Below are 25,945 nucleotides of genomic sequence, written 5' to 3' on the forward strand. Positions count from 1 at the left end.
GGGGCAGGTCAGCCTGATCGCGCCGAACTCCGGCGGGACGAGGCTTCAGTCCTCCCGCTCCCGCTCGGCCATCCGGATGACGCACACGGCGACCGCGATCTGCAGCGCCGCGTCCGCGTCCTCCCGGACCACGTTCACCGCGTACGTCTCGCGGACGTGGAACCACTGCCGGGAGATGTGCGCCAGGAGCTCGCCCTCGTACTCGACGGTGAACTCCCGGTCCAGGATCCGGCCGCTGACGTCAAGGCCGGTGCCGTCGACGAGCGTCACCCGGTAGTGGTTGCGGAGCAGGGAGAGCCGCTTGCGGCGCACGGTCGCGAGCGGCCGCTCGTCCCGCTCGATCGTCATCGCGTCCCGCAGGCTGAACATCTTCTGCCGCAGCGTGACGAGGACCTGCCCGTCGGGGTCCTTCAGCTCCAGGGTGTCGCGCAGCCGCAGGGCCTTGCCGTCGACGAGGAAGGCGTGGCGGCCCTGCTCGTCCTCGATCCAGTAGTCGTCGCCGATCGCGAAGATCTTGTCCCGTACGAGATATTTCACGCGCCCATGTCTGCCCGGCGCCGGGGGATTCTCACCCGAAGTAGCGGGTGAACGCGTCCGGCGACGCCCCGAGCGTCGCGCCGAACGGCGAGTCCAGCTGATGGATCAGCAGCACGGTGAAGGCGATGAACCCGGACAGGCCCATCACCATCACCACGTGCGTCGTACTCCTCTTGATCCCGAAGAGGAACATGAACGCCAGCGTCAGCGCGCCCCCGATGATCAGCCCCGTCCACAGCACGGGCGACAGCCGCTCCTGCGCCGCCGCCTCACGGCCGCGCCGCGCGTCGTCGACGTAGCCGAGCTGGGCGAGGACCTCCTGGGCCGCGATCTGCTCCGGCACCTTGGCCGAGTTCCCCACCTCGCCCGCCTTCCGGAGCCGGGCGAGCAGCTGCCAGCCCGACGTGTCGAGCGGCTCGCGTTCCGCCATCGCCGGCCACTCGACGTCGACGACGTGATCGGCGTACGTACGGGCCGCGTTCCGCAGCGGCTGCCGCTGGGCGGCGGGGAGCGCGTCCGCGAGGAGGTACGTCTGGTGCAGGGCGCTCGCCTCGGCCTGGACGTTGTCGGCGGCCTCGGTACGGGTGTCCCAGACGGACACCAGACAGAGCCCGAGCACCACGGCGTACAGCACCGACACCATCATGGCGATGTACTCGGCGACGTCCTCGCGCGGCTCCTCGTCCTCGCCGGACGGGAAGAGCCTGGTCTTGGCGACGACGGCGAGGGCGGCGACGAACGCGACGCCGAGGGTGACGACGAGCGTCTCGAACAGCGCCACGGTCAGACCCCCCGGCTGCCGAGCAGGGCGGCCGCGACGGCGGCCGGGATCAACAGCAGCAACAGCATCCCGACGACCCCGAACTCCCGCGCCTCCCGGGCCCGCCGCTGCACCCTCCCGAGAAACCCCTCGTCGTCGGCCCCGGCGACGACACGCGGCCGCTCGGGATGGCCGGTCACAGCGACGGACGGGGGTACGGGTACGGGGGCGGCGGCCGCGTTCCGGGAGGGCGCGGGGGGTACGGGGGGAGGCGTGGAGCCCCCGGGCACGGCACCGGCCCCGGCGACACCCGCGGCCCCGGCGCCACCAGTAGCTCCGGCGGCCCCAGCGACACCCGCAGCCCCGGCGGCCCCAGCCACACCCGCAGTCCCACCAGCCCCCACAGCCCCACCCACGCCGGCCACCCCGGCCGCGCCTCCGGCACCGTCGACGCCGCCCCCGGCACCCACACGCCCCCTCCCCGCAGCAGCCCCAGGAGCCCCACCCACTCCAGCTCCCCCACCCGAAGCGATCGTGAAAACAGCGGAGGAACGAGCGGTGAGGAGCGGCGCGGGAACGAGCCGCCCCCCGGCGTCGAAGGTCGAGACCCGATCGCTGCCGCCGGCGAGCCCGGTACTCCGATGGGTGCCGGGCGGGCGTCGCACGGTCGCGCTGCAGCGGACCGAGGCGCCGGGCGGGAGGAGGGCGGCGGCCCCGCCACAGCGGACGGCCCCGGGCCCGAGGCGCAGGGCGGGGTCCTCGACGCGGACGGAGTGGACGGGCCGGTTGCCGCGGTTGGTCACGACGTAGGTGACGATCGCGGCCCTCGCGGCGGAGACAGCCCGCCCCCCGCCACCCCCGACGGAGACCTGCTCGGCGAGCGCGAGGCCGCCGGAGACCCCGGTGTACCCGGAGCGGGCGACGGCGTGGACGCGCCGCCCGAGGGACGGGATGTCGCCCTCGGCCCGGGCGGCGGCGAGGCGCGCCCCGGCCAGGGCCGGGAACCGGGCGACGCACTCCATCTCCCCGAGCGCGGCGAGCGGCCGCCGGGGACAGGACACGGCCCCACCGGGCACGCCGGGATCGAGGACGCGGACCCCGTACAGATGCGCCTCGCCGTGGTTCACGAGCCGGTACCGCTTCACGACCTGCGCCCCGACCCGTACGGCCGCCGGCCGCGCCCCGCCGCCGGCCCGCCCGTTCACGGTCACGGTCATCCGCAGCGCCCCGTCCCCGGCGCCCCCGGCCCGGGCGACGGCTCCGGGGAGCAGGAGCAGCGCCACCACGAGCAGCCCACTGCTCACCCGACGGAGGTAATAGTCCGATGACCTGCCCGCACACGTCATGCGCCCCATGCCACCGCCCGCCCCCACCCCGCCCCCACCCAGGACACGCCCCGTCCCCCCACCCGGCCCCGGTTTTCCACCCGTACGGCACCCTTGAACCATGAACGACTCCGCGCCCACCCCCGCGCCCCGACGTGCCCGTGTCCGCGCCCCCGAGCTGATCGGCAAGGGCGGCTGGCTGAACACGGGTGGAGAAGAACTGACCCTCGCCGATCTGCGAGGAAAGATTGTTCTGCTCGATTTCTGGACGTTTTGCTGTGTCAACTGCCTGCACGTCCTCGACGAGCTCCGGGACCTGGAGGAGAAGCACCGCGACACGCTCGTGATCGTCGGGGTGCATTCGCCGAAGTTCGTGCACGAGGCCGAGCATCAGGCCGTCGTCGACGCCGTCGAGCGGTACGAGGTGCACCACCCCGTGCTCGACGACCCTGAGCTCGCGACCTGGAAGCAGTACGCCGTGCGCGCGTGGCCGACGCTCGTCGTCATCGACCCCGAGGGGTACGTCGTCGCCCAGCACGCCGGTGAGGGGCACGCCAACGCCATCCGGACGCTCGTCGAGGAGCTGGAGGCCGAGCACGAGGCCAAGGGGACGCTGCGGCGCGGCGACGGGCCGTACGTGGCGCCCGAGCCCGTCGCGACCGATCTGCGGTTCCCCGGGAAGGCCGTCGTGCTGGAGGGCGGGAACTTCCTCGTCTCCGACACCACCCGGCACCAGCTCGTCGAGCTCGCCGAGGACGGCGAGACCGTCGTGCGGCGGATCGGGGAGGGGATCTTCCGGGAGCCCCAGGGGCTCGCGCTGCTCCCCGGCGGCAAGGTCGTCGTCGCCGACACCGTGAACCACGCCCTGCGCACGTACGACCCCGGCACCGGTGCGATCGAGCTCGTCGCCGGCACCGGGAAGCAGTGGTGGCAGGGGTCCCCGACCTCCGGGCCCGCCCTCGACGTCGACCTGTCCTCGCCGTGGGACGTCGCCTGGTGGCAGGGCAAGGTGTGGATCGCCATGGCCGGTGTGCACCAGCTGTGGACGTACGACCCCGGGACCGGGACCGTCGAGGTCGCCGCCGGCACCACCAACGAGGGGCTCGTCGACGGGCCCGCCGCCGAGGCCTGGTTCGCGCAGCCCTCCGGGCTCGCCGCCACCGAGGACCGGCTGTGGATCGCCGACTCCGAGACCAGCGCCGTCCGCTGGATCGATACGGACGGAGTCGTGCACACCGCCGTCGGGACCGGGCTCTTCGACTTCGGGCACCGCGACGGCTCCGCCGACCAGGCCCTGCTCCAGCACCCGCTCGGCGTGACCGCCCTGCCCGACGGCTCGGTCGCCGTCTCCGACACGTACAACCACGCCCTGCGCCGCTTCGACCCGGCCACCGGCGAGGTCACCACCCTCGCCACCGATCTGCGTGAGCCCAGCGACGCCGTGCTCGTCGGGGACGAGATCGTCGTCGTCGAGTCCGCCCGGCACCGGCTGACCCGGCTGCGGCTGCCCGAGGAGGCCGTCCGGGTCGAGGCCGCCGCCTACCGGACGCAGCGCGAGGCCACCGAGGTCGCCCCGGGCCGCCTCCGCCTCGACGTCGTCTTCCAGGCGCCGACCGGGCAGAAGCTGGACGAGCGGTACGGGCCCTCCACCCGGCTCCTGGTCTCCTCGACCCCGCCGGAGCTGCTCCTCGGCGGTGAGGGGACCGGGACCGATCTCTTCCGCGAGCTCGACCTCAACCCCGAGATCACCGAGGGCGTGCTCCACGTCTCCGCCATGGCCGCGTCCTGCGACGACGACCCGGCCAACGAGTACCCCGCCTGCCACGTCCACCAGCAGGACTGGGGTGTTCCGGTGAAGGTCACGGCCGACGGCGTCGCCCGGCTCCCGCTGATCCTCGCCGGCATGGACGGCTAGTCAGCGGACGATCCCCTGGTTCCTGGACGGGCGCCCCGCGGCCCCGTCCAGGCACCCCTCCACCCAGGCCGCCGGGTCGTGCACGGCCCGGTCGCCGCCCATCCCCTGCCGTTCCATGTCGGCGCACTCCCCCTCGCGCAGGGGGCGCCACCTGACGATCCGTACGGCCTGGAGATAGCCGCCCTCGTACGCGATGTCCGTGCCCCACGGCGGGTCGTCGTCGTAGCGCGCGATCACGGCTCCTCCCGCCGCCGTGGCGAGCACCACGGCGGCGGTGAGAGCGACGGCGAACTTCCCCCGGGGCGGGCCCTCATGACGTTCCATGAGGGCCACGCTGTCAGCCCGGGGCTTTCGCGGATGTTTCGCTCAGCCCTCCAGGAACGCGACCAGTGCGTTCGCGAGGAGGTACGGGTCGTCCGCGCCGCACAGTTCGCGGGCGCTGTGCATGGAGAGGATCGCGACGCCGATGTCGACGGTCGAGATGCCGTGGCGGGCAGCGGTGATCGGGCCGATCGTGGTGCCGCAGGGCATGTCGTTGCTGGAGACGAAGGACTGCCAGGGCACGCCCGCCTTCTCGCAGGCGGCGGCGAAGACCGCGCGGCCGCTGCCGTCGGTGGCGTACCGCTGGTTGACGTTCACCTTGAGGATCGGGCCGCCGTTGACGCGCGGGTGGTGCGTCGGGTCGTGGCGCTCCGCGTAGTTGGGGTGGACGGCGTGGCCGGTGTCGGAGGAGAGGCAGACGGTGCCGGCGAAGGCGCGGGCCCGGTCCTCGTAGGAGCCGCCGCGGGCGTAGACGGAGCGCTCCAGGACGTTGCCGAGGAGGGGGCCCTGGGCGCCGGTGTCGGCCTCGGAGCCGTTCTCCTCGTGGTCGAAGGCGGCGAGGACCGGGATGTACGGGAGGTCGTCGCGGCCCGCGAGGGAGGCGAGCGCGGCGACGCCGGCGTGGACGGAGATGAGGTTGTCCATGCGCGGTCCGGCGAGGAGCTCCTGGTCGCGGCCGAGGTACGCGGGGGCGTCGACGGCGTGGACCATGAGGTCCCAGCCGGTGACGTCCTCGGCGTCGACGCCGGCCTCGGCGGCGACGAAGTCGATCAGGTCGCCCTCGTGGACCTGGCCGATGCCCCAGATGGGCTGCATGTGGCGCTGACGGTCGAGCTTGAGGCCGTCGTTGACCTGGCGGTCGAGGTGGATGGCGAGCTGCGGCACGCGCAGCAGCGGCCGGTCGACGTTGACGAGGTGGTGGCTGCCGTCGCGGAGGGTGAGCCGGCCGGCGAGGCCGAGGTCGCGGTCGAGCCAGGTGTTGAGCAGCGTGCCGCCGTAGATCTCGACGGCGACCTGGCGCCAGCCCTGGGCGCCCATGTCGGGCTGCGGCTTGACGCGCAGGTTGGGGGAGTCGGTGTGGGCGCCGACGATCCGGTACGGGGTGTGGGCGGTGGCGCCCTCCGGCACGTACCAGGCGATGATCGCGCCGCCGCGGATCACGTACTTCCCGCCGCTCGTCCCCTCCCAGGCCGCGGTCTCCTCGACCTTGCGGAAGCCGGCCTTCTCGAGCCGCTCGGCGGCGCTCGCCACCGCGTGGTACGGCGAGGGGGAGGCCGTCAGGAAGGCCATGAGGTCGTCGGTGTGGCCGCGGTCGAACGGACCGGCGGTGGGACGGGAAGCTGCGCTGCTCATGGGTTCACCTTACGCAGGGACCGGAATCCGAATACGGGACCCCGGAAAAAGGGAACGGGGCCGTGAGGGGCCGTCGGCACCCCCGTGGACCTGGCGAACGAGCCCCCAGAAAAAGCAGAACGGCCCGCCCCCCTCCCCGGGGACGGGCCGTGTCTGCGGAGCGAGGTGCGTCCTAGAACGCGGCCTCGTCCAGGTCCATCAGCGAGCCGTCGACGGCCTCGGCCAGCGCGCGCTCGGCGGAGACGCCGGGCAGGACGTTGGCGGCGAAGAACTTCGCGGCCGCGATCTTGCCCTGGTAGAAGGGGACGTCCTTGCCCGTGGCGCCCTCGGCCAGCTTCTCGGCGGCCACGGCGGCACCGCGGAGCAGCAGGTAGCCGACGACGACGTCGCCGGAGGCGAGCAGCAGGCGGGTGGTGTTGAGGCCGACCTTGTAGATGTTCTTGACGTCCTCGCCGGTGGCCATGAGGTCGTCGAGCATCTTCTTGACGATGGCCTCGAGGTCGACGGCCGCCTTGGTGAGCGCGGCGCGGGCGCCGGCCAGCTCCTCGCCGCCGGTGCCGACCGCGAGGAACTTCTTGATCTCCTCGGACAGCGCGTTCAGGGAGGCGCCCTGGTCGCGGACGATCTTGCGGAAGAAGAAGTCCTGGCCCTGGATGGCCGTGGTGCCCTCGTAGAGGGTGTCGATCTTGGCGTCCCGGATGTACTGCTCGATCGGGTACTCCTGGAGGAAGCCGGAGCCGCCGAAGGTCTGGAGCGACTGCGCGAGCTGCTCGTAGCCCTTCTCGGAGCCGTAGCCCTTGACGATCGGCAGGAGCAGGTCGTTGAGGCCGTGCAGCGCCTTGGCGTCCTCGCCCGCGGCTTCCTTGACCGCGATCTCGTCCTGCACGGAGGCCGTGTAGAGGACGAGGGAGCGCATGCCCTCGGCGTACGCCTTCTGCGTCATCAGCGAGCGGCGGACGTCGGGGTGGTGCGTGATGGTGACCTTGGGGGCGGCCTTGTCCATGAAGTTGGCCAGGTCGGTGCCCTGGACGCGCTCCTTGGCGTACTCCAGGGCGTTGAGGTAGCCCGTGGAGAGGGTGGAGATCGCCTTCGTGCCGACCATCATGCGGGCGAACTCGATGATGAGGAACATCTGGCGGATGCCGTCGTGCTTGTCGCCGATCAGCCAGCCCTTGGCGGGGTGCTGGTCGCCGAAGGTCATCTCGCACGTGTTGGAGGCCTTGAGGCCCATCTTGTGCTCGACGTTGGTGGCGTAGACGCCGTTGCGGGCGCCCAGCTCGCCGGTCTCCCAGTCGAACTCGTACTTCGGGACGAGGAAGAGGCTCAGGCCCTTGGTGCCGGGGCCGGCGCCCTCGGGGCGGGCGAGGACGTAGTGGAGGATGTTCTCCTCCATGTCGTGCTCACCGGAGGTGATGAAGCGCTTGACGCCCTCGATGTGCCAGGAGCCGTCCTCCTGCTGGATGGCCTTGGTGCGGCCGGCGCCGACGTCCGAGCCCGCGTCGGGCTCGGTGAGGACCATGGTGGAGCCCCAGCGCTTCTCGACGGCGATCTGGGCGACCTTCTTCTGCGCCTCGTTGCCCTCGGTGTAGAGGATGCCGGCGAAGGCCGGGCCGGAGGAGTACATCCAGATGGCCGGGTTCGAGCCGAGGAGCAGCTCGGCGTAGGCCCAGATGAGGGAGCGCGGGGAGACGGTGCCGCCGATCTCCTCGGGGATGCCCAGGCGCCAGTACTCGGACTCCATGAAGGCGTTGTACGACTTCTTGAAGGTGGCGGGGACCGGGGCGGTGTTGGTCTCCGGGTCGAAGACCGGCGGGTTGCGGTCGGCGTCGGCGAAGGACTCCGCGAGCTCGTTCTCGGCGAGGCGGCGGATCTCGTCGAGGATGCTCTTGGCGGTGTCGACGTCCATCTCCTCGAACGGACCGGTGCCGTACACCTTGTCGCGGCCGAGGACCTCGAAGAGGTTGAACTCGATGTCGCGGAGATTCGACTTGTAGTGCCCCATGGCGACGGCTCCGTAAGGCTCGGGGAGGGAGGTTCCTCGTACACGTACCAGCGAGTAGCAACACGCTCTCTCCGATGATGCTACCCACCGGTAATAAGAAGCAACCCCTATCCGGCCATCTGTGACGTCCGTGACGTCAACCGCCGTGGTCAACGGAGGTCGGGGGCTCGTCGACGAAGGGGTGAAGAATCCCGGCGAGCGGGGTGTGATGCGTAACCGATCCGCTACGGTGGGTGATCGAGCGTCCGTCCCGTGTGCCGGCGGACGGCCACCCCCCCTCCTGGAGTCCCCTCCATGCCCCGACTTGTAGAGGTGCGCGAACGCGTCTCGATAGGCTGGGGCCCATGTACGGCTACGAGCAGAACCCGGGTGCCCAGCAGCAGTACGCACCGCCCCAGCAGGGGCAGTACGCCCCGCCGCAGGCCGGAATGCAGGGCGGTATGCAGGCCGGTATGCAGGGCGGCGGCTACGCCCAGCAGCAGCCCCCGCTCTACCCGGAGCCCTCGCCGCCCTCCCTCGCCGACGCCGTACGCGCCTTCACGACCGGCACCCTCGCCGCCGAGGACTTCCAGCAGATCTTCGCCACCTCGAAGGTCTACTGCCCGCGCGGCGACAACCCCGGCTTCCTGGCCCTGCACAACACCCAGCAGCCGGTCATCCCGATGTTCACCTCGCTCAAGGAGCTGCGGCGGTACGCGGGCAAGGAGTCGAAGTACTTCGTCATCACCGGCGCCGAGGTCATCGACCTGCTGCCGACCGGCTACGGCTTCGTCCTCGACATGGAGGGCGACCACCGCATGGTCTTCGACGCGAAGGCCGTGGAGCAGATGGTCGACTTCGCGATGCGACGGATGTACGGCTGAGTCGTACGGCTGACGGAGGCGCGGAAGCGCGGAAGCGCGGAAGCGCGGAGACGCGGAAGCGCGGAGGTGCAGAGGCGCGCACGCGGCCGCACGGACGTGTACGGGCGGGGCCCGGCACCCCTTCGGGGGTCGCCGGGCCCGCCCGTTGCCCGTGCGGCCTACTCCGCCTCCGCCGCGATGTGGTCCGCGTACTGCGCGGCGTCGAGCAGTCCGGCCGGCATGCCGCTGCCGGACGTCTCGATCTCGATGATCCAGCCGTCGCCGTGCGGGTCGGAGTTGACCAGCTCGTGCTCGCCGTCGAGCTCGGGGTTCTTGGCCGTCACCCGGCCGGCGACGGGCGCGTACAGCACGCTCACCGACTTGACCGACTCCACGGTGCCGAACTCCTCCCCCACCTCGATGTCGCGGCCCACCGCCGTGACGTCCACGAAGACGATGTCGCCGAGCTGCTTCTGCGCGAAGTCGGTGATGCCGACGCGCACGCGCCTGTCGCCCGTCACCTCCACCCACTCGTGGTCCTTCGAGTACTTCAGGTGCTCCGGGTAGTACGACATGCGGGCTCCTTCAGGGGCCGTCGGGGTGCCGGTGGTCTGCCCGGCGGAGACAGCGTGCCCGAGTGGCCGGGGGCGCGGGGGCGTGGCTCACTCGGACGGGTGGGCGGCTTTCGGCCGTCCGGACGGGATGCCCGGGAATGACGCGGAACGGTTCCGCGTTCTGGGTGGCAGAAAGTTCAGCGTTCAACTAAAGTGGTCGTACAAGGTCGCACCCAAGGAGGTCCGGTCATGCCCGCTGTGACTGTCGAGAACCCGCTCGCCCTGCCGCGCGTCGCCGCCACCGCCGACGCCGTCGCCCGCCCCGTGCTCGCCGTCACCACGGCCCCCTCGGGGTTCGAGGGCGAGGGATTCCCGGTGCGCCGCGCGTTCGCCGGGATCAACTACCAGTACCTCGACCCGTTCATCATGATGGACCAGATGGGTGAGGTGGAGTACGCGCCCGGAGAGCCCAAGGGCACCCCCTGGCACCCCCACCGCGGCTTCGAGACCGTCACCTACATCATCGACGGCACCTTCGACCACCAGGACTCCCAGGGTGGCGGCGGCACCATCACCAACGGCGACACCCAGTGGATGACCGCCGGCTCCGGCCTCCTCCACATCGAGGCCCCGCCGGAGTCCCTCGTCGTCAGCGGCGGCCTCTTCCACGGCCTCCAGCTCTGGGTGAACCTGCCCGCGAGCGACAAGATGATGGCCCCCCGCTACCAGGACATCCGCGGCGGCCAGGTCCAGCTCCTCACCTCCCCCGACGGCGGCGCGCTGCTCCGCGTCATCGCCGGCGAGCTCGACGGCCACCAGGGGCCCGGCATCACCCACACCCCGATCACGATGATCCACGCCACCCTGCGCCCCGGCGCCGAGATCAGCCTGCCCTGGCGCGAGGACTTCAACGGCCTCGCGTACGTGCTCGCCGGCCGCGGCACGGTCGGCGCCGAACGGCGGCCGATCCACATGGGCCAGACCGCCGTCTTCGGCAAGGGCGGCGCGCTCACCGTCCGCGCCGACGAGAAGCAGGACGGGAACACCCCCGACCTGGAGGTCGTGCTCCTCGGCGGACAGCCGATCCGTGAGCCCATGGCCCACTACGGCCCCTTCGTGATGAACACCCAGGCCGAACTCCGCCAGGCCTTCGAGGACTTCCAGGCCGGCCGCCTCGGCACGATCCCGGCGGTCCACGGCATGGGCGAGTAGCGGCGGGACCGCACGACGCGGGCGGTACGGTACGGGGCGCCCGGCCCCGACCCGTACCGCCTCGCCACGCCCGATGACGGCACGTCACCCGTACGGCCCGTCAGCGGGCGACGACGCGCCGACGGGCATGGTCCGGTGATGAGGTGCAGACCAGCCGAGCGCCGCTCCTCCCCGAACCCGCCCGCCGGTTCGCCGCCTGGTGCGTCGTCCTGCTCCTCGCCGCCGGGGTCGCCGCCGTCTTCATCTGGCTCTGCGTCGTCTTCAAGACGGCCGTCACCCCCGTCCTCCTCGCGATCCTCGGCACCGCCCTCCTAGGACCGCTCCACCGGCGCCTGGTCCGCATGAGGGTCCGCAAGGGACTCGCCGCCGCGCTCACGGTCGTCGCCGTCCTCGTGGTCGTCGGCGGCGCCACGTACATCGTCGTCGTCGCCCTCATCGACACCGGCGACCAGATCGTCGCCTCGCTCCGGCAGGCCGCCGGCGACATCGCCAAGCACCTCGGCGCGGCCGGCACCTCCCTCGACGACCTCGCCGGCAACGCCGAGAAGCTCCTCAGGGAGTTCGGCGGCACCGCCGCCTCCGGAGTCATCAGCGGGCTCAGCGTCGTCGGCCAGATGCTCGCCACCGCCGTCCTCGCCCTGCTCCTCATCTTCTTCTTCCTGAAGGACTCCGACCGGGCCGCCGGCGCCCTGCGCTCCCTCGCCCCGCGCGCCGGCGGCGACCTCGTCGAGGCCATGGCGCGCCGTGCCTTCGAGGCCGTCGAGGGCTTCATGCGCGGCACGACGTTCGTCGCGCTCGTCGACGCCGTCCTCATCGGCATCGGCCTGGTCGTCCTCGACGTGCCCGGCGCGGTCGGACTCGCCGCGCTCGTCTTCGTCACCGCCTACATCCCGTACCTCGGCGCCTTCCTCTCCGGCGCGGTCGCCGTCCTCGTCGCCCTCGCCGACCGGGGCTTCGTCATCGCGCTGTGGGTGCTCGGCATCGTCCTGGCCGTCCAGGTCATCGAGGGCCACGTCCTCCAGCCCCTCGTCCAGAGCCGGACCGTGCAGATGCACCCGGCGGTCGTGATGCTCGCGATCACCGCCGGGGCGTCCGTCGCGGGCGTGCTCGGCATGCTGCTCGCCGTACCGCTGACGGCCGCGGCGACGGGGATCCTGGGGGAGCTGCGTACGAGGTACGGCGCACCCGCCGACGCCCCTTAGGCAGGCGCGAGACCGCCCGGCTCGAACGAGGCCAGGAGCTGTTCGAGCGCCGCCTGGTCGGGGCCGACGAACGGGTCGGCGTCCGGGGCGGCCGCGACCGTCTCCAGCATCCGGTCCGTCATCCGCACGGCCGGCGGCAGATGCGTGCACAGCACGATCTCCGGGTTCAGCTCCGCCAGCGGCGCGAGCGTCGCCCGGTACTTCTCCGGGTCCACCACGTGCACCCACGGGCTGTCGAGCGTCGCCCACAGCAGCTGCGCCCGCCGCAGCTCCTCCGGCTTCAGATCGCTCGCGTGCCCGCTCTCGGCGATCTCGGCGCTCGGCATCGGGCCGCCGAAGCAGTCGGAGCTGAAGCAGATCCGGGTCCGGTCGTCGTAGAAGCCGACGGTCGCCGGGCTGTCGAAGAGCGGCGGCCGGAAGGCGTGCAGCGCCCGGTCGCCGACGTCGAGGGACTGGCCCGGGTTGAGGAAGTACACCCGGTCCATCGGCAGCGCCCGCTCGGTCGTCATGATCCCGAAGCCGAGGAAGGTCGTGACCACGCGCGCGCGTGGAGCCGCTTCGAGCAGTGGGAAGATCCCGCCGGTGTGGTCCCGGTCGGGGTGGGTGAGCCAGATCCAGCGGACATCGGCCGGGTCCATCACCCCGGCGAGCGTGGCGACGAAGTCGCGGTCCTCGACGGAGAGCCCGGTGTCGACGACGACGGGTTCGGCGGCGGTGAGGACGTAGGCGTTGACGGGGACGTGCCCGATGCCCGGGATCTCGAGACTGTCGGCGATCACCGTGGTGTCGCTGCCGACCTTGTGGGTGTCCATGACGCGCTCCGAGGTCCCCCGCGCGACCGTACGAAACCAGTCTGCGCCGACTACGAGCCCCGCGCCTGGGCGGGCGCTGCCCCGGCCCACCCCCGTGTGGGGCCCGCGCCCGGCGGGGCGGTGCCCCGGCCCACCCCCGTGTGGGGCCCGCGCCCGGCGGGGCGGTGCCCCGGCCCACCCCCGTGTGGGCAATCGTCCCGCTGGGCGGGACGGGTGGGCACACGGGACGGCGCCCTCTCGCGGCGCCTCCGCGTTCCGCGCCTGGACCCGCACCCCATGGCACCGAGCGGGTGGTGCGGGTCAGGGCGCTTGAGCCTCTGGCGCCGGCAAGGGCGCCGTTCCGTTGTGCCCACCCGTTCCGCCCCGGCGGAACGCATGCCCACAACGGGGGGTGGGCACCGCCCCGGCGGAACGCATGCCCACAACGGGGGGCTACCGGCAGCAGCCGTCTCCCGACTCCGGCTCGTTCAGTTCGAACCAGATCGCCTTGCCCTCGCCCCGCGGGTCCACCCCCCACGCGTCCGCGAGCATCTCCATGAGGACCAGTCCCCGCCCGCTCGACGCCATCTCCCCCGGGTGCCGCTTGTGCGGCAGCTCGTCGCTCCCGTCCGAGACCTCCACCCGCAGTCGCCGCGACTTCTCGCCGCACGCCACCTCGGCGACGAGCAGCGCGTCGCCGTCGGTGTGGACGAGGACGTTCGTGACCATCTCGGAGACCATCAGGACCGCCGAGTCCAGCTGGTCCTCGTCCGACCAGTCGTGCAGCAGCTGCCGGACCTGCTCGCGGGCCTCCGCGATCCGCTCCGGCTCGGCCTGGGCGATCGACATCAGGGTGCGGCGGGGGGCCTCCCGTACGGTGCCGGCGGGCCGGCGGGAGAGCAGCAGGACGGCGATGTCGTCCTCGCGGCGGTCGGCGAGCGGGCCCGTCGTGTGGTGCGAGCCGGGCCCGTGGACGGCCTCCACGAGCGCGTCGGCGAGCCCCTCCAGGTCCTCGCCGTCGTGGGACTCCAGGAGCGCCCGTACCCGCTCCCAGCCGCTGTCCAGGTCGTGCCCGCCGGTCTCCAGGAGCCCGTCGGTGCAGATCATGAGGGTCTCGCCGGGGTCCAGCGTGAGCCGGGTCGTCGGGTAGTCGGTGTCGGGGTCGATGCCGAGCGGCAGCCCGCCGGCCGTGGGCCTGAGGAGAACCGTTCCGTCGTTCATCCGTACCGCCGGATCCGGATGCCCGGCCCGCGCGATGTCGACGGCCCCGGTCTCCAGGTCGACCTCCAGGTAGAGACAGGTGGCGAAACGCGGACCGCCGCCCTCCCCGCCGTCGCCGTCGTCCCCGTCGGTGATCCCGTACAGGAACCGGGAGGCGCGGGAGAGGACCGCGTCCGGCCGGTGGCCCTCGGAGGCGTACGCGCGCAGGGCGATCCGCAGCTGTCCCATCAGACCGGCCGCCCGCACGTCGTGCCCCTGCACGTCGCCGATGACGAGCGCGATCCGGCCCGGACCGCTCCCACCGGTGCGGGAGGTGCCGCCGGGCAGCCGGATCATGTCGTACCAGTCGCCGCCCACCTGGAGCCCGCCGCCGGTCGGCACGTACCGCGCGGCGACCTGGATGCCGGGGATGCCGGGGCCGAGGACCGGCATCATCGTCCGCTGGAGTCCGAGCGACAGCTCGCGCTCGGACTCGGCCACGCCCGCGCGTGCGAGGGCCTGCGCGAGCATCCGCGCGACGGTCGTCAGCACGGACCGCTCGTCGGGCGTGAACGCCACCGGGTGCTTGAAGGCCGCCATCCAGGCCCCCATCGTCCGCCCGGCGACGACGAGCGGCACGAAGGCCCAGGAGCGGCGCCCGAACCGCTGCGCGAGCGGCCACGTCATGGGGAACCGCCGCAGGTACTCCTCCGGCGTCGGCAGATAGATCGCCCGCCCGGTCCGTACGACCTCCGCCGCCGGATAGTCCGTGTCGAGCGACATCGAGGAGAACGGGCCCTCGTCGCCCTCGCTGTGCCCGTGGTGCCCGATCACCGTCAGCCGCTCGCCGGCCACGCCGAAGACGGCGAGCCCGTCCGGCGAGAAGCCCGGCATCGACAGGGAGGCCGCCACCCGCAGCACCTCGGCCGTGGACCGCGCCTCGGCGAGCGCCCGCCCCGCGTCGAGCAGGAAGGCCTCCCGGGAGCGGCGCCAGTCGCCGGTGATGGGCGTACGGGCGGCGGTGCCCGGCATCTGCTCGGCGACCTCCTGGAGCGTGCCGACCAGCTGGTAGTCGTTCCCCTCGATGAGCGGCTTCGACCTGCTCCGTACGGTACGGATCACCCGTCCGTGCCCGTCCATGATCCGCAGCCGGGCCTCGGCGAGGGTGCCCTCGGCGACGGCGAGGTTGACCACCCCGTCGATCTCGTTCCAGTCGACGGGATGAAAACGCGACCGCACGGCCGCCTCGGTGAGCCGCACGGGCTCGGCGGGCAGCCCGAGCAGCCGGGCGGCCTCGGCGTCGAGCGAGACGATCCCGGACGCGTTGTCCCAGCGCCACAGGCCGGTCGCGATCGCGGCCAGGACGTCCTCGGTGCGCATTGCCCCACTTTATGAATATCGGACAGCAGGTCGCCACCGACACTATTCGAAATGCGATCTTGGGCTGGCCGGTACTCTGGGTGGGTCTGCCCTCGTGTCCTGTGACATCTGTGACAGCGGTCACGACCGGCCGGCGCCCCACGACCCAAGATCCCGAAGACTGGATGAACGACGATGCATCGGTACAGGTCCCACACCTGCGGCGAGCTCCGCGCCTCTGACGTCGGCACCGACGTCCGGCTGAGCGGCTGGCTGCACAATCGGCGCGACCTGGGCGGCATCCTCTTCATCGATCTGCGCGACCACTACGGCATCACGCAGCTCGTCGCCCGGCCCGGCACCCCCGCCGCCGAGGTTCTCGACAAGCTCACCAAGGAGACGGTCGTCCGCGTGGACGGCAAGGTCGTCTCCCGCGGCGCGGAGAACGTCAACCCCGAGCTGCCGACCGGCGAGATCGAGATCGAGGCCGCCGAGGTCGAGGTCCTGGGCGCCGCCAAGCAGATCCCCTTCACCATCAACACCGACGACGGTGTGAACGAGGAGCGGCGCCTGGAGTACCGCTTCCTCGACCTGCGCCGCGAGCGCATGCACCGCAACATCATGCTGCGCTCCGCCGTCATCGCCTCCATCCGCTCCAAGATGGTGGCCCTCGGCTTCAACGAGATGGCGACCCCGATCCTCGCCGCGACCTCCCCCGAGGGCGCCCGCGACTTCGTCGTCCCGTCCCGGCTGAACCCGGGCAAGTTCTACGCGCTGCCGCAGGCGCCGCAGCAGTTCAAGCAGCTGCTGATGATCTCCGGCTTCGACCGGTACTTCCAGATCGCGCCCTGCTTCCGCGACGAGGACGCCCGCGCGGACCGCTCGCCGGGCGAGTTCTACCAGCTCGACGTCGAGATGTCGTTCGTCGAGCAGGAGGACGTCTTCCAGCCGATCGAGAAGCTCATGACGGAGCTCTTCGAGGAGTTCGGCGGCGGTCGCCACGTCACCTCGCCGTTCCCGCGCATCCCGTTCCGCGAGTCGATGCTGAAGTACGGCAACGACAAGCCGGACCTGCGCACCGACCTCGAACTCGTCGACATCTCCGACGTCTTCGAGAACTCCGAGTTCAAGGCCTTCGCCGGCAAGCACGTCCGCGCGCTCGCCGTCCCGAACACCGGCGACCAGCCGCGCAAGTTCTTCGACTCCCTCGGCGACTTCGCGGTCTCCCTCGGCGCGAAGGGCCTGGCCTGGGTCCGCGTGGGCGAGGAGAACGCCCTCACCGGCCCCATCGCCAAGTTCCTCACCGAAGAGAACGTCAAGGTCCTCACCGAGCGCCTCGGCCTGGCTCCCGGCCACGCGATCTTCTTCGGCGCGGGCGAGTTCGACGAGGTCTCCAAGATCATGGGCCCGGTCCGGGTCGAGGCCGCCAAGCGCGCCGGCCAGTTCGAGGAGAACGTCTTCCGCTTCGCGTGGATCGTGGACTTCCCGATGTACGAGCGGGACGAGGAGACCGGCAAGATCGACTTCTCGCACAACCCGTTCTCCATGCCGCAGGGCGGCATCGAGGCCCTGGAGACCCAGGACCCGCTGGACATCCTCGGCTGGCAGTACGACATCGTCTGCAACGGCATCGAGCTCTCCTCCGGCGCCATCCGGAACCACGAGCCCGAGATCATGTTCAAGGCCTTCGAGATCGCCGGCTACTCCCGCGAGACCGTCGAGCACGAGTTCGCCGGCATGCTCCGCGCCTTCGAGTACGGCGCCCCGCCGCACGGCGGCATCGCCCCGGGCGTCGACCGCATCGTGATGCTCCTCGCCGACGAGCCGAACATCCGCGAGATCATCGCCTTCCCGCTCAACGGCAACGGCCAGGACCTCCTGATGGGCGCCCCGACCGAGCTGGACGAGTCCCGCCTGCGCGAGCTGAACATCCAGCTCCGCAAGCCGGTCGAGAAGAAGGTCACGGAGGACCGCCCGATCACGGAGTCGGTCCACCCGGAGGCGGGCCGCTGAGCCCACCCGGCTGACGCCTGACGAAGGGCCCGGAATCCTCACGGATCCCGGGCCCTTCCTCATGCGACGAGCCAGGTACAGGCCAGCAGCTCCTCGTGATCGAGTACGACCACCATGCCCTGGTCGCCACCCATGTCTCTCCGACGGGGAGGTTCCCGGCGCAGGATGAAAGGGGCCCACTCACGCAGTATTCGTGGAGAGGTAGGCGCGTGCCCGGGTCAGGAGAGCCGTGGACGCTGTGAAAACGAGATGCGAGCCCAATCCTTCGACGGCCACCTGAACACCGGCATCCCCGCACGGACTCAAAGTGACTGCCGCATCGCGAGCGCTGGAATCCCAGCCGGCGATCTGGAGTCCCTTCACGCCTGTGAACCTTATGTAGAACTCAAGGGTGTTGTACTCCCCGGCCGTCCACGTGATGGGCGGGTTCGATGGGAGGACGGACGTCTCGAATCCAAGCGTCACCGATGTGCCTCTTTCGTCGATCTGCACATGGAACAGATCGCATTCGTTGCTCAGGTCCGGAGGCGTCGCGTAGAGGCTCTTGGTCTCCTCTGTCGATCTGACGATGGATGTCCAGTCAAAGGCGTCCATAGAAGGTCTTTTCTTCAGTATCCGGGATGGCCTCATAGCGCAGGCTGTCAAGTTTTCGAGAAAACAGATGACGGCCTCCGTCCGTGCCATCCGTCGCGGCTTTGAAGGCGCTCACGTGTCCCACCAGAACGGAGTCGCTACTGGTGAACCCGAGCTCCACCCCGCCACCTGTCACTCGTGCCCGAATTCTTCGCTCTCCGTCCAGAGATTTCGCACTGAAGGACACGGAGTGAAAAGGAGGCTCCCATTCCGTCAGAGAGAAGTCCGCCACTGCGAGGAACTGAAGATGGCACTGGACGGTGTCGACATCCGCACCCTCCCATTCTTGGGGAACGAACGCGGGAAAGGTCGAAAGGTCCACTCGAAGAGTGACCGTTGGACCTCGCCAGTCCAGGTTGATGGAGCGCAGTCGGAATTCGTCGAGGGGTGGGATTTCTCCGTAGAGGCGCACAAGGTCCCCCGGATTCACCAGCGTCAGACTAACGGTCATACGGGTAGTGCTCCTCGGCGCCAGGTATCTGACCATTACGGGTGTCCTCAAACGGTCTCACATGCACGTGTGGAGGTTGGTATCCCGGCTCCCCGAGCTTCTGGTGGCCGAACCAGTGGTCCTGGAAGACGATGAGATCCCGGCCATTGGGATGTTCGTACACCTCCTCCCGGTAGAAGATCGGGTGGTGGTTGTCGTCCAGCAACTGTTTCGAACCCTGCCACTCCGGTGTCGTCGCCGGGACGTAGTCGTTCACCTCGATCGGTGTGGCCCCCTCCGGGATTCCCGCATCCCGCAACGCGTCGGCCTTGGCTCCGGCCAGGTCACGTCCGACCCTCGGAGGCCCGTCCGGAGGACACCCGTCGGGCGCAAGGCCCAGCGGGTCACCCCATGTATGCGGATTGTGGACGTAAGCGGCCGGGTTGGGGGCCGGGGCGAGGCCCAAGGGGTCCGGGGAGAGGTAGCGGGCCGATTCCGGGTCGTAGTAACGGAAGTAGTTGTAATGGAGGCCCGATTCGGGGTCGAAGTACTGGCCCGGGAAGCGGAGGGGGGTGTAGGTCGTGGCTGTTCTGTTCCAGGTGGTTGCGCCCCAGAGGGTGGATCGCGTGCGCCAGGCCAACTCTCCTGATTCGTCCACCAGTTCCGTCGGGGTGCCGATCAGGTCCGTGACGATGGCGAAGAAGCGTTCGTCCGTGGAGTCCGGGCCTGTGCGGCGTTCCGTCTGGGACAGGGGGCGTAGGCCCGCGTGGTCCCAGGTGAGGGTGATGTCCTCGGTCGTCTGCTCGCAGAGAGTGGCGCCGTCCCAGGTGAAGTGGACTGTCTCCAGTGGGGATTGCTTGGATATGCGGCGGCCCAGAGGGTCGTACCCGTAACGCCACACCGTGCCGTCCGGTGTCGTCACCGCCGTGAGGCGGTCTTCCGCGTCCCACTCGTAGCGCCAGGTGTCGGGCTTGCGGGAGAGGCGGGTCTTCTGGCGGAGGACTATTCGGCCCTGGGCGTCGTGTTCGTAGCGGACGGAGCCCGCGGCCGTGATCCGCGTCCCTGCGTACGCGCGTGCCCCTGTCGACGAGTGGGACGGGTGCGTCGACGGCCAGGAGGCATCCGTCTGGTTGCCGGCGTCGTCGTAGGCGTACCGCTCCGTCCAGTTGCGGGCGTGGACTGCCGTGACACGGCCGGCCGCGTCCAGGTCGAAGCTGCGGGCGCCCGAGAGTTCGTCCGTGATGCCGATGAGTCCGCCGTCCGCGCGGTACGTGTACGCGCGGTGCTGAAGGCGGCGGCCCGCACCGCCCGTGACCTCCTGCGCGGTGAGGCGGCCCATCGGGTCGAACGAGGACGACAGGTTCGCGAAGGCGCCTATTCGGCGGGACGTTTCGCGGCCCAGGGCGTCGTGCGTGAAGGACAGTGTGCGGCCCGACGAGGTCAGTTCGGTACGGCGGCCCGCAGCGTCGTACGACCACGTGCTCGTCGAACCGCCCGGTGTCGTCCGACCCGTACGTCGACCCATCGCGTCGTGCGTGAACGAGAGCCTGCGGCCGTTCACGGTCTCCGAGACGAGGCGGCCGTAGCGGTCCCGGAGGCGCGCCATCGTCGCGTCCGGTCCGGTCGCGGCGGCCAGCTGGTCGAAGACGTCGTATTCGTACGTGCTGACCGCGCCTTCGACGTCCTTGCGGACGATGCGGCCCAGGCCGTCGCGCTCGAATCGGATCTCCTGCCCGAGGCCGTTCGTGCGGGAGGTGAGCCGGCCTGAGTCGTCGTACGCGTAGCCCAGCGTCCGGTCGTCGAAGTCCGTCTCCTCGACCAGTCGGCCCGCCGGGTCGTACGCGTAGTCCCACGTCAGGCCCTGGGGATTGGTCACCCGCGTCAGGCGCAGGTTCGGGTCGTGGGCGAACTCGTAGCGGACTCCGTCCGGGCCCGTGCGGGAGGTCAGGAGGTCGAAGTCCGTGTACGTGAAGCGTGTCGTGCCGCCCAGCGCGTCCGTGTGGCTCAGGCAGTTGCCCTCGCCGTCGTACGTCCAGGACTCCACCGTTCCGTCGGGGGCGATGCGTTTCGATGGCCGGCCTTCGACCGTCCACTCCAGGCGTGTGACCGCGCCCAGGGGGTCCGTGACCTGGGTCGTTCGGCCGAAGGCGTCGTACGAGTAGTGGGTCGTCGCTCCCAGCGGGTCGGTGATCTCGACAGGGAGGCCGCGGGCGTCCGTGACCAGTCGCGTCGTGGCTCCCAGCGGGTCCGTCATCGACGTCAGTCGGCCCGACTCGTCGTACGCGAACTTCGTCCGGGCGCCCGAAGGGGCCGTCACCGATGTGCGGTTGCCGCGTTCGTCGAAGGTCTGGTGGGTGACGTTGCCGTCGGTGCCCGTGATGCGTATAGGGAAGCCGCGTTCGTCGTACTCGGCCCGCGCCTGCCGTCCGTCCGGGCGTTCCAGCACCGTCGGCCGGCCCTGGTCGTCGTAGGTCGTGCGGGTGGTGTGGCCCAGCGGGTCCGTACGGGACAGCAGGCGGTTGTGGCGGTCGTACGCGTAGCGGGTGACCGCGCCCAGGGCGTCGATCTCGGCGACGACCCGGTGGCGGTCGTCGATCAGGTAGCGCTCGGTGTGCCCCAGACCGTTGGTGAGGGTGGTCGCGCGAAGCCCGGTCGCGGGATCGACGCCGTCCCAGGTGAAGGTGGCTTCGAGGTGACCGTTCGCGCCCGACTGGTAGGTGCAGCGGTCCTGGTCGTCGTAGACGTAGTCGTAGCGGCTTCCGTTGGTGTCGGTCCACGAGGTGATGCGGCCCTGCTCGTCGCAGCCGAAGCGCAGCGGACGGCCCGAGGAGTTGATCACCGAGGTCAGATGGCCGTCGGTGTAGCCGTAGCGGAGGATCTCCTGTTCACCCAGATGGAGGGCGGTGATCCGGGAGCCGTCCGTCGTCAGCCTGAGGCGGTAGCCGCCTTGGTGGGCGACGGAGACCGGGGCGCCCGCCTCGTCGTACTCGAAGGCGATCCAGTTGCCGTTGCGGTCGTCGATCTGGCTGAGGAGCGCCAGGTCGCCGCCGTGGGCGGTGAAGTGCAGGACGCGGCCCGTCATCGGGTCCGTGACCGTGTACGTGTCTCCGTCGCGGTCCAGCGTCCAGCGGCGGCTGCCGTGTGTGGGCAGCACGGGAACGCCGGGGGCGGGATGCGGGTACGCAAGCAGGCTCGTGTCCTCGCAGAGGAGGACGACGCCCTCGGCGTCGATCTCAAGCCGCTGGTCCAGCGTGCTCGCCCACGACGGGCCGAACCAGCGGCCGGCCCGGTAGGACGACTCGAAGGTGCGGGTCAGGACCAGGGGGAGGGCGGCGGGCAGCGTGATGTCCGTCTGCGGCAGCACCATGCGGCCTGTGGCCATGTCGACGGGGTCGTTGGCGCACTTCCTGTCCTCATGGGGGCGGCTCGTGTCCTCCGGATCCTTCGTCTGCCCGGCGCGCCCCTTGCCCACGCTCTTGGCGTCGTCGGCGACATCCGCCACACGCTCCACGGCCTTCGCGCCGCCCAGGCCCTTCGTGCCGAAGAGCTCCGGGAGCAGGCGGCCCCCGAACTCGCTCGGGTCGCTCTTCGCCGCCTCCCACGTGGCCTCGAGGGCCCGGTCGGGATGGGCGGCCGTCGAGGCGAGACCCGCCAGCGTCATGTTGACGTTCTGGTAGTACTCGGCGGGGTGCGTGAGGTTGTACGGGTCCTGGGGATTGACCGAGCGCACGAAGGTGACCAGCCCGGCGAGGCCCTTCACGACGCCGCCGGCCACGTGCGTCTGCTCGGCGCCCATGCCCAGGACGTAGTCGGTCGCGTCGAGCTTGAGCCGCTCGCCGAGCGAGGGCTCGGCCGGCGCGTGGACGAGGGCGGCCGCGATCGCCTTCCGCGCCGTCTCGGCGGCCTCGTTCCGTTGGCGTCGGGCGTCGGCGAGCAGTTCCTCGGCGCGAGCCCGCTGGGCGTCGCCGGGATCCGTGCCCGGCGTGGGCCGGGGCCGCGGGTCGGGGCCGGTGAGGGACGCCTTGTAGGCGGTGACCTCCTTCTCGTAGGCGGCCTGTGCCGTCCTGGAGGAGGCGTCGCCCTCCTTGTACAGGGCGATCGCCTCGCGGGCCTTGCCCTGCGCCCAGGTGACGGTGGTGCCGTACGCCTCCAGGGCTCCCGCGGCGGCCCCGAAGGCGTCTGCAGCATGCAGCCACGTCGTCGGCAGGGCCTGGAACTTCTCCTGGAAGGCCTTCGCGGCCTCGCCCTTCCAACGGCCGCCGTCCTCCACGGCCTTCAGCCCCCGCGCGACGCTGCCGAAGGCGGACTCGAAGTCGCGGAGGTTCTTCACCGTGGCGGTGATCTCGCCGGTGTTGCCGTGGACGAGCTCGTCCGGGTCCTCGGTCTGCCCGAGCCGTGCCTCGTCGACCTCCGCACCGAGCGACGAGGCGGTCCGGTCGCCCCAGTCCTCGAGCTTGTCCGCGACGCCCTCCGCGCCTGCGTACTCCAGGCCACCGCCGATGACGTCCGTGGTGACGTCGACTCCCCTGCCGATCAGCCGCTTGCCGCCGTCGACGAAATCTCCCCAGTCCGGCATGGTCAGCGGTCCCCCCAGTTCGGGTCCTGTGCTCGCCGGACCGTCTCCTCGGACGGGTCGAGCCGTTCGCGCATCTCCCGGTCGAGGGCCTCACGCTGCTCGGGGCCGAGAGCGCCCGAGTTCCGCAGGGAGTCGAGGAGCCCGTCCTGGACGTCGTAGCCCGTGTCCCTCCAAATCTGCTCGACCTCGTCCTGGGCCCGGCGGAACGACTCCGGATCCCAGTCGGCTCCGTCGTACGGACTCTGCGAGCTGATCTCGTCCCAGCTCTTCTTCTTCACCTCGTCCTCGGACAGGTGGGGGTTGCCGTTGACGGCGTTCGTCGCGATCTTGAAGGTGTCCTTGATGTACCGCTCCTGATCGCCGAACGCGCCCGCCGAGGCCCCCAGGGCCGCCGTGAACAGGTTCGCCTTCTGCATCAGGTCCCGTACGCCCCAGCCCCAGCGGTCGCAGAAGGTCTCGAACTGCGCGGCGAGCCCCTGATGCCCCAGCTGAAGACCGGAGAGCGAGAGCTCGGAGAAGCCGCGTCCGGTGACGGCCTGCTGGCCGATCGTGAGGTCCTTCAGTTCGCCGTGCGCCTTGTCGATGCCCCGGACTATCTGCTGGAGCGCTGCCTCCGACACCGCAAGGTCCGGATCGTCACCCGTCATCGTCCACCCCCGAGATCCACCGCCACCTCGTCCGGGACGATCCCCGCCACCGGCGGAAACAGCACCCCGTCCGCGCTGCCCGCGTCCAGCGCGACCCCGCCGGGACCCGGCAGCATCGGCACCAACACGTCGAGAAGCCGCGCGCCGAGGACCGTCCGGTACGTCCACTCCCGCTCGGCGTCCCCGCGCGCGACCGCGAACCGGGCCAGCGCCCCCTCGTCCGAGAACGCGCAGATCCACCGCACCCCGTTGAAGTCCGCGGTCCACAGGCTCTCGTGGTCGTCGAACGGCACGAGTACGGCGGTACGCCGGAATTCGCCGAGCAATCGCGCAAACTCCCGGCGGGCCGCTGCCACCTCGTCGACCGGTGCTGGTGCCAGTGACGGTTTCGGCTGCACGGCCACCACCGGTGCGTCCGCCAACTCCGCCAGCCTTGAAGGCTGGTGAGGCTCCGGTCTGTCGTCCCCCTGCTCAGTCACTCACGCAGGCTGGCATGCGAACATTCGCGCGAGCAACGAGGAATGTCCCACCCTGTCAGGTCTTCGGTGTGCAGGCGGGGCAAGTGCCCGGGTCGGGGGCTCTGTAGGCACGGTCGCACGTGTCGCAGTTCTGGAGGGGGTGGCGGACGCCCGGATCCGCCGGCCGGAAGGGCGGCAGGGGCGGGAGGTGCGCGTTCAGTCGGTGCGCCAGGAGGGCGGCCGGGCGGCGGAGTGGTTCCTGGGGCAGGTCGAACACCAGGGCGCGGCGTACGGCCTCCGGTGTGAGCTCGCGTTCCAGCCAGGCGACGACGCCCGGGGCCAGGTGGTCCACGTCGGCGGCGGAGAGGTACAGACGCGGGTCGTCGCGGCGCAGGTCGGTGAGGACCCCGAGTGCCGTCACCAGGAGGTCCGGGGCCGGATAGGCGGGCTGCGGGACGGCGGGGAGTGCCTTCCGCCGTGGTTCCGGGCGGCGGGCCGGCGACTGGGGCTTGGCCCTGGGCTGGGGTGTGGACCTGGGCTGGGGCTGGGGTGTGGACCTGGGCTGGGGCTCGGGTTTGGACCTGGGCTGGGGCTGGGGTTTGGACCTCGGCCGGGGCTTGGGCTGCGTCGGTTCTTCGGCGCCACTCCGGCCCGGATGGTTGTGCGAGACCGTACGGGTGACCATCCGCCCGTCGTCCAGGCGCTCCTTTTTCCGGCTCAGATAGCCGTGCGCCTCCAGCTCGTTCAGCGCGTTGCTGATCCGCTTCGTCCCTTCCCGGAGCCGTACCGAGAGGGCCTCGATGGTGATGGAGGTTCCGGAGGGCACCGACTGGATGTACAGGGCGACGCCGATGGCCAGCCCCGACAGCTCGGTGTGCTGGGCGAGATGGTTGCCGACCACCGTGAAGTTGCTGGTGTGGCGGACGTTGTCGTGGATGACGCCGCCGACGTTGCTGCGTGTACGCGCCTGGGAGTGGTTTTTCGCGTCGTTACGGGACGGGACGGAGGAGTGCGCGTTAGTGTTTCGAGTATCCACGGGGAAGTTGCTTCTTCCTTGGTGGTCAGGCCCTCGTCTTGGGATGCCAGTCCCGGCGAGGGCCGACGCATGTCTGGTGGCATATGCCGGTCGAGCTGAGCGTAAAGCAGGCAACCCACCCAAAATCCAGCCCAGTTGGTGTCATTCACCCGCATGAGTGAGCGTGTGCCACCGAGCGGGAGGGAGGGGGTGGGTTTGGTTGGGTTCTTTCTCTCCGGCCGTTCTTTGGGAGAGCGCCCTCCCGACCGAACCCCCCTTTCCGGGGCGTCGGTCGGGCGCCGTATCCGCTGCTCAGAGGTGTGGCAGATCGAGTTCCGCCCATACGGTCTTCCGGGGTACGGGTCCCGGCTCGACGCCCCACCGGTCGGCGAGCGCCTCGACGAGGAGGAGGCCGCGGCCCGGGTGGTGGGGGAGGTCGGCGCCCCGGGTGTCCGTGACCTCGATCCGGAGGGTGTCTGTCTGCGCGAGGAGTGCGAGACGGAAGTTCCGGCCCGCGACCCGGCCATGCGTGGCGGCGTTCGCGGCGAGTTCGGCGACGACGTGTTCGGCGGCCTCGACGACGCCGTACGGGAGCTCCCGGGTCCGCAGCCACTCGACGGCCAACAGTCGGGCGAGCCGGGCCCCGCGTGGCGTGGGGGACAGCAGCACCTGGAAGTCGTTTGCTGGTACGGGTACTTGGGTGGTGTTCTTCTGATTCACGTCACCGAGCGTGGGCGCCCGTCGCTAGCGTGAACAGTGACGATTCCGATGCGTAGGGTGACTGTCCGGGGCTTGTCCAC

Annotated in this window: 21 protein-coding genes; 5 read left to right on the forward strand and 16 right to left on the reverse strand. The window is 70.8% G+C overall.

The genetic code is table 11. From position 1 onward, the window contains the following. Positions 1 to 45: 45 nt before the first annotated feature. From ABT041_RS00660 to ABT041_RS00670, 3 genes are read right to left on the reverse strand one after another with little or no spacing between them, the layout of a single operon-like run. A complete protein-coding gene (locus tag ABT041_RS00660; protein ID WP_351176701.1) occupies positions 46 to 537 on the reverse strand; it encodes an LURP-one-related/scramblase family protein in 492 nt (163 codons plus the stop codon). 31 nt (positions 538 to 568) lie between these two features. Beyond that, positions 569 to 1,318: a bestrophin-like domain gene (locus ABT041_RS00665; RefSeq protein ID WP_351176704.1), complete on the reverse strand. Its 750-nt coding sequence runs from the start codon at positions 1,316 to 1,318 to the stop codon at positions 569 to 571. A 2-nt stretch (positions 1,319 to 1,320) separates the two neighbouring features. Then, complete coding sequence (locus tag ABT041_RS00670; protein WP_351176707.1) at positions 1,321 to 2,601, reverse strand: hypothetical protein; 1,281 nt, start codon at positions 2,599 to 2,601, stop codon at positions 1,321 to 1,323. Between the two features lie 142 nt (positions 2,602 to 2,743). Here ABT041_RS00670 and ABT041_RS00675 point away from each other — a divergent pair, with 142 nt between their 5' ends. Beyond that, positions 2,744 to 4,537: an NHL domain-containing thioredoxin family protein gene (locus ABT041_RS00675; protein ID WP_351176710.1), complete on the forward strand. Its 1,794-nt coding sequence runs from the start codon at positions 2,744 to 2,746 to the stop codon at positions 4,535 to 4,537. Here ABT041_RS00675 and ABT041_RS00680 read toward each other — a convergent pair whose 3' ends face one another. The 3 genes from ABT041_RS00680 to ABT041_RS00690 all read right to left on the reverse strand — a co-directional run bounded on the left by ABT041_RS00680 (position 4,538) and on the right by ABT041_RS00690 (position 8,213). Continuing rightward, on the reverse strand, positions 4,538 to 4,861 hold the full coding sequence (locus tag ABT041_RS00680) for a hypothetical protein (RefSeq protein WP_351176713.1): 324 nt from the start codon (positions 4,859 to 4,861) through the stop codon (positions 4,538 to 4,540). It abuts the gene before it with no gap. Positions 4,862 to 4,903: 42 nt separating this feature from the next. Further along, positions 4,904 to 6,211, reverse strand: coding sequence for a M18 family aminopeptidase (locus tag ABT041_RS00685; RefSeq protein WP_351176716.1), 1,308 nt, complete (start codon positions 6,209 to 6,211; stop codon positions 4,904 to 4,906). Between the two features lie 172 nt (positions 6,212 to 6,383). Then, complete coding sequence (locus ABT041_RS00690; RefSeq protein ID WP_351176719.1) at positions 6,384 to 8,213, reverse strand: acyl-CoA dehydrogenase; 1,830 nt, start codon at positions 8,211 to 8,213, stop codon at positions 6,384 to 6,386. 344 nt (positions 8,214 to 8,557) lie between these two features. Here ABT041_RS00690 and ABT041_RS00695 point away from each other — a divergent pair, with 344 nt between their 5' ends. Then, a complete protein-coding gene (locus ABT041_RS00695) occupies positions 8,558 to 9,076 on the forward strand; it encodes an SseB family protein (protein ID WP_351176722.1) in 519 nt (172 codons plus the stop codon). Positions 9,077 to 9,234: 158 nt separating this feature from the next. On the opposite strand, the gene gcvH is transcribed toward ABT041_RS00695, so the two are convergent. Further along, the gene (gcvH, locus tag ABT041_RS00700; protein WP_351176725.1) at positions 9,235 to 9,630 is read right to left on the reverse strand and encodes a glycine cleavage system protein GcvH; all 396 of its coding nucleotides are present in this window, start codon (positions 9,628 to 9,630) and stop codon (positions 9,235 to 9,237) included. 228 nt (positions 9,631 to 9,858) lie between these two features. On the opposite strand from gcvH, the gene ABT041_RS00705 reads away from it, so the two are divergent. Together ABT041_RS00705 and ABT041_RS00710 are read left to right on the forward strand one after the other, a co-directional pair. Beyond that, positions 9,859 to 10,821, forward strand: a complete 963-nt coding sequence (locus ABT041_RS00705) for a pirin family protein (RefSeq protein WP_351176728.1) — start codon at positions 9,859 to 9,861, stop codon at positions 10,819 to 10,821. A gap of 143 nt (positions 10,822 to 10,964) precedes the next feature. Next, the gene (locus tag ABT041_RS00710; RefSeq protein WP_351176731.1) at positions 10,965 to 12,023 is read left to right on the forward strand and encodes an AI-2E family transporter; all 1,059 of its coding nucleotides are present in this window, start codon (positions 10,965 to 10,967) and stop codon (positions 12,021 to 12,023) included. On the opposite strand, the gene ABT041_RS00715 is transcribed toward ABT041_RS00710, so the two are convergent. Then, complete coding sequence (locus ABT041_RS00715) at positions 12,020 to 12,835, reverse strand: MBL fold metallo-hydrolase (RefSeq protein WP_351176734.1); 816 nt, start codon at positions 12,833 to 12,835, stop codon at positions 12,020 to 12,022. The genes ABT041_RS00710 and ABT041_RS00715 overlap by 4 nt on opposite strands. 432 nt (positions 12,836 to 13,267) lie before the next feature. Then, complete coding sequence (locus ABT041_RS00720) at positions 13,268 to 15,394, reverse strand: SpoIIE family protein phosphatase (protein WP_351176737.1); 2,127 nt, start codon at positions 15,392 to 15,394, stop codon at positions 13,268 to 13,270. 174 nt (positions 15,395 to 15,568) lie between these two features. Between ABT041_RS00720 and aspS the strand changes: the two genes are divergently transcribed. Beyond that, positions 15,569 to 17,386, forward strand: a complete 1,818-nt coding sequence (aspS, locus tag ABT041_RS00725) for an aspartate--tRNA ligase (RefSeq protein ID WP_351176740.1) — start codon at positions 15,569 to 15,571, stop codon at positions 17,384 to 17,386. A 180-nt stretch (positions 17,387 to 17,566) separates the two neighbouring features. Here aspS and ABT041_RS00730 read toward each other — a convergent pair whose 3' ends face one another. From ABT041_RS00730 to ABT041_RS00760, 7 genes are all read right to left on the reverse strand, one after another. Next, the gene (locus ABT041_RS00730; protein WP_351176743.1) at positions 17,567 to 17,980 is read right to left on the reverse strand and encodes an Imm50 family immunity protein; all 414 of its coding nucleotides are present in this window, start codon (positions 17,978 to 17,980) and stop codon (positions 17,567 to 17,569) included. After that, positions 17,967 to 18,470: an Imm50 family immunity protein gene (locus ABT041_RS00735; protein ID WP_351176746.1), complete on the reverse strand. Its 504-nt coding sequence runs from the start codon at positions 18,468 to 18,470 to the stop codon at positions 17,967 to 17,969. The genes ABT041_RS00730 and ABT041_RS00735 overlap by 14 nt, the downstream gene beginning before the upstream one ends. Continuing rightward, entirely contained in the window at positions 18,460 to 23,025 is a 4,566-nt protein-coding gene (locus ABT041_RS00740) for a putative T7SS-secreted protein (protein WP_351176749.1), read from the reverse strand. Before ABT041_RS00740 ends, ABT041_RS00735 begins: the two co-directional genes overlap by 11 nt. Positions 23,026 to 23,027: 2 nt before the next feature. Then, positions 23,028 to 23,672 carry a hypothetical protein gene (locus tag ABT041_RS00745; protein WP_351176752.1) on the reverse strand — a complete coding sequence of 215 codons (645 nt, stop codon included), beginning with the start codon at positions 23,670 to 23,672 and terminating at the stop codon, positions 23,028 to 23,030. Continuing rightward, the gene (locus tag ABT041_RS00750; RefSeq protein ID WP_351176755.1) at positions 23,669 to 24,151 is read right to left on the reverse strand and encodes an SseB family protein; all 483 of its coding nucleotides are present in this window, start codon (positions 24,149 to 24,151) and stop codon (positions 23,669 to 23,671) included. Before ABT041_RS00750 ends, ABT041_RS00745 begins: the two co-directional genes overlap by 4 nt. A gap of 55 nt (positions 24,152 to 24,206) precedes the next feature. After that, on the reverse strand, positions 24,207 to 25,166 hold the full coding sequence (locus ABT041_RS00755) for a helix-turn-helix domain-containing protein (protein WP_351176758.1): 960 nt from the start codon (positions 25,164 to 25,166) through the stop codon (positions 24,207 to 24,209). A 291-nt stretch (positions 25,167 to 25,457) separates the two neighbouring features. Beyond that, the gene (locus tag ABT041_RS00760; RefSeq protein WP_351176761.1) at positions 25,458 to 25,865 is read right to left on the reverse strand and encodes an ATP-binding protein; all 408 of its coding nucleotides are present in this window, start codon (positions 25,863 to 25,865) and stop codon (positions 25,458 to 25,460) included. Between the last annotated feature and the right edge of the window lie 80 nt (positions 25,866 to 25,945).

The sequence above is a fragment of the Streptomyces sp. NPDC002825 genome (genome assembly GCF_040295385.1).
Classification (GTDB): domain Bacteria; phylum Actinomycetota; class Actinomycetes; order Streptomycetales; family Streptomycetaceae; genus Streptomyces.